Here is a 7,552-nt window from a genome sequence, read left to right as displayed (position 1 = left end):
CCGAGCGCAAGAAGCGCTGGCCGCTGTGGACCGCTGCCGCGGCTCTCCTGCTCCTGGGCGTCGCCGGCGCCGGCGGCTACGCCTACGCCTCCCACTACGCTGACACCGCCGTGCCCGGCACGAGCGTGGGCGGGGTCGACGTCTCGGGCAAGACCCGAGAGCAGATCGTGGAGCTCGTCTCCAAGCGGGCCCAGGACGCCGCCGTCACCATCAGCGGTGACGTCGAGGCCACCGCCTCTCTGGAGGACCTGGGGACCACCATCGACGCCGAGGCCACCGCTGACGCCGCCATGGCGCGCTCGGCCGACGTCCTCGACCGCTTCAAGGCCCTGGTGACCGACAACAACGTCGCGGTGGTCACCACCGCCAACGCAGACACCGCGGCCTCCTACGCCGCCTCGCTGGTCCCTGAGGACCAGGCCAAGGCCGTGGACGCCACCGTGACCCTGGCCGCCGACGGCGCCAGCTTCACCACGACCCCGGCGGCCGACGGCACGGGCCTGGACCCGGCCCCGCTGGAGAGCACGGCTGCCAAGGCCGCCCAGACTCTCAGCTCGCAGACGGTCGAGCTGAGCTACACCACGGTGGCTCCGACCGTCTCCGACGCTGACGCCCAGGCCGCCGCGGACAAGGCCAACGGGCTGGTCGGCCTCGACGTCACGGTGGCGACCACCGACGCCTCCTCCAGCTTTACCGCCGACGCCCCGACTAAGGCCTCGTGGATCACGATCAAGCCCGGCCAGGACTCCAAGCCTGCGGTCTCGGTCGACGCCGCGAAGGTTGGGGAGTGGGTGGCGGCCCAGAGCGCCCAGGTAAGCAAGGACCCGGTCACCGGGCAGCGCAACGTCAACTCTCGTGGAGAGGTCGTGGCCACACGGGTCGAGGCCGTCAACGGCGTCGTCGTGTCCAACTCTGAGGACCTGACCAGCGCCATCACGCAGTCCCTGACTGAGGGTAAGGCCTACAGCGGCTCCTTCGTCACCTCCGAGGTGGAGGCCAGCTGGGAGGACCGTACGATCGCCGACGGCGCGGAGAACCTCATCTACCAGGCCGCCCCTGGGGAGAAGTGGGTCAACGTCAACCTGGCGGCCAAGACCGTGACGGCGTATGAGGGCGCGACCGTGGTCCGCGGCCCGGTCTCAATCGTCGACGGCGCCGCCGAGACCCCCACGATCACCGGCACCTTCAAGGTCTACCTGCAGTACGCCTCACAGACCATGCGCGGCAACAACGTCGACGGTTCGCGCTACGTCACCCCGGACGTACCCTGGGTGTCCTACTTCCAAGGCGGCTACGCCTTCCACGGAGCTCCGTGGCGTTCGAGCTTCGGCTACTCCGGCTCACACGGCTGTATCAACATGCCGGTCAGCGAGGCCAAGTGGATCTACGACTGGGCCGAGATCGGCACCACCGTCGTCAGCCACTACTGAGACCGGCGGTGCGGGAGCGATCCCGTCACGCACCATGACCGACGGCGGGGCCTGAGCCGGCCACCCGGCGGTCCGGAGCCTCAGTCCTCCTGCTCGGGGTCAGCGGCCGGACCGTGCTCAAGCAGGGCGCGGAAGCCCTCCTCATCCAGCACCGGGACCCCCAGCTCACGCGCCTTGGTCTCCTTGGAGCCGGCGTTGGCGCCGACGACCACGTAGCTGGTCCGCTTGGACACCGAGCCGGCAGCCTTTCCTCCCCGCGCGACGATGGCCTCCTTGGCCCCCTCACGCGTGAAGTGCTCCAGCGTCCCGGTGACGACGACGCTCAGCCCGGCCAGGGTCTGCGGCGCCGTGGTCGTCACCTCGTCCTGCGTGCGCACCCCGGCCGCCGCCCACCGGTCCAGGATCTCGCGGTGCCAGTCGACCTCCAGCCACTCCTGCCAGGCGGCCGCGATCGTCGGGCCGACGCCGTCGACCTGGCTGAGCTCGTCGAGGCTGGCCTGGCGCAGTGCCTCCAGCGATCCGAAACGGGCTGCCAGGGCGCGTGCCGCCGTCGGCCCGACGTGCCGGACCGACAGAGCCACCAGCACGCGCCACAGCGGCTGGGCCTTGGCGGCCTCCAGCTGAGCCAGGACCGCCGTGGCGTTCTTGCCAGGCACGCTCGCCTTCTTGACATCGCCGTCCGGGGTGTAGGTCTGCTTGGTCCAGAAGAAGCGTGCCAGGCGCCAGTCCCCGGTCGCCTCGCCCCGGCGTCGGACGCTCTGGTAGACGAAGACCTCTGCCAGATCATCCTCACTCAGCTCGAACAGCCCGGCCTCGCCGGTGAGCACCGGCTCCTGCTCGCCGATCCCGTGCTCCTCCAGGTACGTCCTGGCCAGTCCCAGGCGCTGCGCCGGTGCCAGGCTCTCCAGGTCCTTGGTCCTCAGACGGATCCTGCCGCGCTCCGTCTCCAGGTAGCGTCCGGCCGCCAGCGCCGCGAGCGCCTCCTCTTGCCCGGCGTCGGGCTGGGTCAGGGCGGCAGCAGCCTCGTCCCCCAGGCCCTCGACGTCCAGGGCACCGCGCGAGCCGACGTGCGCCACGCGCTCGGTCACCTGCGCCGGGCAGGAGCGGGTGTTGGGGCAGCGCAGGTCGACGTCGCCCTCCTTGGCCGGGGCCAGAGGGGTGCCGCACGAGGGACAGGCCGCCGGCATGACGAAGACCCGTTCGGAGCCGTCACGGGCCTCGACCACCGGCCCGACGATCTCGGGGATGACGTCGCCAGCCTTGCGCAGGACCACAAGGTCACCGATGCGCACGCCCTTGCGCGTGACCTCCTCGGCGTTGTGGAGCGTCGCCCTGGCCACCGTCGACCCGGCGACGAGAACCGGCTCCATGATGCCAAAGGGCGTGACTCGTCCGGTTCTCCCCACCTGCACGTCGATGTCGAGCAGGCGCGTGTGCACCTCCTCCGGCGGGTACTTGTAGGCGGTGGCCCAGCGCGGCACGCGCGAGGTGTATCCGAGCCTGCCCTGCTGATCGCGCGCGTCGATCTTGAACACGATCCCGTCGATCTCGTGGATCAGGTCGTGGCGGTGCTCGGCGTAGCGCTCGATATAGGCCTCCCGCTCGGCGCGGCCGACGACGAGGGCGTTGTAGGGCGAGACCGGCAGGCCCCACCCGGCCAGGAGCTCGTACCACTCGTGCTGGAGAGCCGGCAGCTGCTCACCCGGAGCCGGGGTGTAGGCCCCGATGCCGTGGGCGATAAAGGCCAGCGGCCGCGAGGCGGTGATGGCCGGGTCCTTCTGCCGCAGGGAGCCTGCGGCAGCGTTACGCGGGTTGGCGAAGACCTGGAGCATGGCCTCCTTGCGCACGCGCTTGCCGCCACCTTGCTCCTCCAGGGCGCGGTTGCGCGCCTCGCGGCGGGCGTTGTCCTCCTGGCGCTCACGGTTGAAGCGCGCAAAGGCCTCGACCGGGAAGTAGACCTCGCCGCGCACCTCGATGAGGCTGGGGACCTGGTCGCCGCTGAGCCTGTGGGGCACGCTGGCGATGGTGCGGACGTTGGCGGTGACGTCCTCACCCGTGGTCCCGTCCCCGCGGGTGGCCGCCCGCGTCAGAACGCCGTCGGTGTAGGTCAGGGCCACTGCCAGGCCGTCAATCTTGACCTCGGCGGTCATGGGCAGGCTCGCGTCTGCCACGCCCAGGTCCGCGCACACGCGCTCAGCCCACTCCTGGACCTCCTCCAGGCTGAAGACGTCCTGCAGGGAGTACATGCGCTCGGCGTGGGTCACCGGCGAGAAGGCCTGCGCCCGGCCTCCGCCCACGCTACGGGTGGGAGAGTGGGGCACGCGCAGCTGCGGCCAGGCTGCCTCCAGGTCCTCCAGCTCACGGTACAACGCGTCATAGGCGGCGTCCGAGGTCGTCGACTCGGCGTCGAGCGCGTCATAGTAGGCGGCTCGTGCTCGCTCAACGAGCTCGGCCAGCTCCTCCCAGCGGCGTCGGGCTTCCTGCGGCACGGCCTCCGCGTCGTCCCTGGGGCCGTGCGGGGCGGGGGTGGTGGACTGGGTACTCACCGTCCCATCTTCCCTCATGGCCAGGCCCACCGGGTCAGGCCACGGGCTCGATGAGCTGGGGACCGCGCGAGCGGGAGGAGCTGATCTGGGGTCCTACCTCCCACCACCTCAGCGCCGGGCGCGCCCCCGCCAGGAGCGAGGCGACCTGCGTGGGATCGTGGAGCGTGGGATCGAGCCAGGAGTCGACTGCCGTGCGTGAGAGGACCACAGGCTCACGCTCGTGGAGCCAGGCCAGGTCCTCACGCGCCGGCCGGGTCAGGATGGTGCAGGTCAGCATCCAGGTCCCGCCGCGGTGGTCATGGATGCTGGGTCCGGGTCGCAGCGGCGGGTGGGAGGAGGGCACACGCCACCACGAGCACAGCCCGGCCAGCGCCAGCGGCTCCTCGTCCTGGCGGCACACGGCGTAGGGACGGGACCGGATCTCCTCCTCGCGGCCGCCCGCACCGGTCGGGCGGTGCCACTCGTACCAGCAGTCAGCAGGCACGACGGCACGGAAGGAGCGGAAGGACTCACGGAAAGTCGGCTTGCTCGCGGCGGTCTCACTGCGGGCGTTAAAGGCCCGGAAGGCCTGGCGAGCCTGGGTAGCCCATGAGGCCAGCAGTCCCCAGCGCGCGCACCGCAGCTGACGGGTGAGGTTGCCCGCCTGGTTCCCTGCGCCGTCAGTAGCCACACGCTCGACCACGACGCGCACGTCCGTGCCGGGAGAGATGTTCCATGAGGCCTCAACATCCTCCGGCAACGGCAGGGGCTCGGCGTCGAAGTAGCTCACCAGCGCCGCGCCGCCACTCCACGACCCGTAACGTCCGCACATGGGTCCAGGGTGTCACAGCCCGGGCTCCACAGGCACGTGCCGTGACACCCTCGGCACCGTCCGTCCACAGGCGCGCAGCAGCGGGACCCGCGGTCTTGGCATGGTGAGCCCATGACGACCTCCCCCGCAGCCTCAGCCAGGCAGGCACAGGCTGCGCTCGCCTGCACCTGGCACCTGGCGGTGGTCCGCGGGCCTGACACTGGGCTCGTCCTGGCCCTGCCTGCACAGGACAGTCTTGTGATTGGCAGGGGTGAGATCATCACCGACCCCTTCGTCTCGCGCCAGCACCTGCAAGTGCGCACCCGGTCCGCCTCCGTGAGCGTCAGCCTCGGCAAGGAGGGGCTCACAGCCCGCTGGCGGCGACGCCGTCTGGGGCCCCTCCTGCTCCCCAGCCTGGGAAGGCTCGGTCCTGAGTCCCGGTGGAGGCAGGGCGAGCGGCTGCGGGTGGGATCGACGTTGCTGGAGCTGCGACGTCGTCCCTCCCGGCTCGCACCGCACACCGGCCGCAGCCACCACAGGATCTCCTGGCAACGTCTGGTGATGATCGTGGGACCGCTACTCATGGTCCTGGCAGTCCTCGCCATGGTGCTCACCCGAGGAGCACCGGCCCGCAGCTGGTCGGCGGGTCTCATGGTGGTGCCGATGGCGCTGATGGCCCTCAGCCGCATCGGCACGCGCGAGGCAGGCGGCTCCAGCCGGCGGCGGGGAGCCACGGGCTGGAGCGGGAGGGACCCGGACCCGGCGCAGATGCTGCTCCTGCTGGCTCGGCCCCGCTCCGCCGCCTCCTCGCAGGAGGCCACCACCCTCACCGCATGGCTGGCGCGACGAGGCCGGCGCACCCTCATGGAGCTTGACCCTGGAGAGTGCCAGGCGCTGTGCGGGCCTCAGGCCGACCGGGTGCTCACCTGGTGGTGCGCCCAGCTCGTGGCGGCCGGACTGGCCATCGCGCGGCCCCAGGAACGGGGCTGGCAGCTGTGGTGGCGGGCGCAGGGGCAGCAGGCCAGCGGTGCCCTGGCTTGGTCCGAGGAGGGCGTACCTGCCAGTGCCACGGCTGTGCGCACCCAGCCCCGGTGGCCTCACCCGCCCTCCTCGGGCTGGGCCCAGGCGGCCACCGAGCTCATCACCCAGGCCTGGAGGGCACAGGCAGGCCTGGCTCCCACCGGCGTGGAGGGAGGACCGTGGGAGGACGGGCTGCCTGCGCAGGTGCCACTGTCCTCGATCATTGGCGTGGTGGACCAGGACCTCGTGGCTCGCCAGTGGGCCCGGCCGCCTCAGCCCGGACGCCTGCCAGCGGTGCTGGGCGTGAGCGAGCACGGGCAGGTAGTGGCCGACCTCGTTGAGCACGGACCCCACGCCCTGCTGGCGGGCACCACGGGCTCGGGCAAGTCCGAGCTGCTGAGGTCCTGGCTCCTTCAGCTCGCCCTCGCCCTACCGCCGCAGCGGCTCAGCCTAGTGCTGGTGGACTACAAGGGTGGCGCGGCCTTCGGAGCGCTGACGCAGCTGCCGCATACCGCCGGTGTGCTCACGGACCTCGACCCGGCACTGACCACGCGAGCGCTGGCCTCCCTGGAGGCGGAGGTTCGCCGCCGCGAGAGCCTGCTGGCCGACCTCGGCGTGGCTGACCTCGCTGCCTGGGAAGCCATGGCCTCACCGACCGCTGTGCCCGAGGAGCAGCCGGGCGGCACCGCCGGCGAGCGCTTCCTGGCCGGCTCCGGTGCGCCGGGTCCCCCGCCGCCCCGGGTGGTCATCGCCGTCGACGAGTTCGCAACCCTGGCCTCAGCCCACCCGCAGGTGCTGGACACTCTGGTACGTGTGGCGGCCCAGGGACGCAGCCTGGGGCTGCACCTGGTGCTGGCGACCCAGCGCCCCAGTGGGGCGGTGTCCCAGACGGTGCGGGCCAATGTCAGTGTGCGGGTGTGCCTGAGGGTGCTGGATGCGGCGGACTCGCGCGACGTCCTTGACCACCCTCAGGCCTCACTGCTCTCAGCGCATCCCGGACGGCTCATGGTCAGCGGGCTGGATGAGGCCGAGGGCCTGGTCCTGCAGGCTCCGTGGTGCGGGGCGCCTGTGGGCAGGCGCCAGAGCGTGGAGGAGATGGTGGCCGAGCTGGCTGCCGCGGCGCGTGGGTGCGGGGCACGCCCCTGGCGCCCCTGGGCAGACCCGTTGCCTGAGCGCGCACGGCGACCGGGCAGCGTCGAGGCGGCGAGGCAGGCCGGCATCATGATGGCGCTGGTGGATCAGCCACACACGCAGAGCCTCGCGACCTGGTCCTGGTCAGCTGCCCAGCCGCTGGCCGTGCTCGGCTCGCCCGGTTCGGGTCGCTCCACAGCGCTTGCCTCGGCCGCCCTCGGCTTCCTGGCCTACGCCTCACCCGACGGCGTCAGGCCCGCCGGTCACGGCGTGCACCTGTGCGGCCTGCCCGATCACGTCATCCGGCAGTGGCCGGCCCTGGCCGACGGCGCCGCAGGGGTGGGCACGGTGGTCGGGGCGAGCGATCCCCGACGCCTGGCACGCTTGTGGGAGCTGGCCGCCTCCGGCGAGCTCCGCGGGGACCTGCTGGTGCTCGACGACGTCGACCGCCTGGCAGCCGCCGTCGACTCCTCTCGCGGTCCGGGCGAGGGGCTGGCCCTCCTGGAGTCCCTCATCCGCACCAGTGCGTCCCTGGGCACGCACCTGGCGCTCAGTGCTCCCCTGGCTGCTGCCTCAGCCCGCTGGGCGACGACGCTACGCACCCGCCTGGTGCTCGGCGCCAGCCAGGCGGGCCA

At 72.0% G+C, this 7,552-nt stretch carries 4 protein-coding genes; 2 read left to right on the top strand and 2 right to left on the bottom strand.

Annotated elements, in window-relative coordinates:
* The coding region (locus HMPREF0058_RS08145; protein WP_006549296.1) for a L,D-transpeptidase at positions 1 to 1,430 on the top strand (1,430 nt) is incomplete at its 5' end.
* Positions 1,431 to 1,510: 80 nt separating this feature from the next.
* Here HMPREF0058_RS08145 and ligA read toward each other — a convergent pair.
* Together ligA and HMPREF0058_RS11870 are read right to left on the bottom strand one after the other, a co-directional pair.
* Positions 1,511 to 3,994 carry an NAD-dependent DNA ligase LigA gene (gene ligA, locus HMPREF0058_RS08140; RefSeq protein WP_006549295.1) on the bottom strand — a complete coding sequence of 828 codons (2,484 nt, stop codon included), beginning with the start codon at positions 3,992 to 3,994 and terminating at the stop codon, positions 1,511 to 1,513.
* 16 nt (positions 3,995 to 4,010) lie between these two features.
* A complete protein-coding gene (locus HMPREF0058_RS11870; protein ID WP_006549294.1) occupies positions 4,011 to 4,787 on the bottom strand; it encodes an SOS response-associated peptidase in 777 nt (258 codons plus the stop codon).
* 111 nt (positions 4,788 to 4,898) lie between these two features.
* Here HMPREF0058_RS11870 and HMPREF0058_RS08130 point away from each other — a divergent pair.
* On the top strand, positions 4,899 to 7,552 hold a 2,654-nt coding region (locus tag HMPREF0058_RS08130), incomplete at its 3' end, for a type VII secretion EssC family protein (protein ID WP_006549293.1).

Source organism: Actinomyces urogenitalis DSM 15434 (assembly GCF_000159035.1).
Classification (GTDB): domain Bacteria; phylum Actinomycetota; class Actinomycetes; order Actinomycetales; family Actinomycetaceae; genus Actinomyces; species Actinomyces urogenitalis.
The sequence above is the reverse complement of the archived record's forward strand: the minus strand, read 5'-3'. Positions and strand labels throughout refer to the sequence as shown.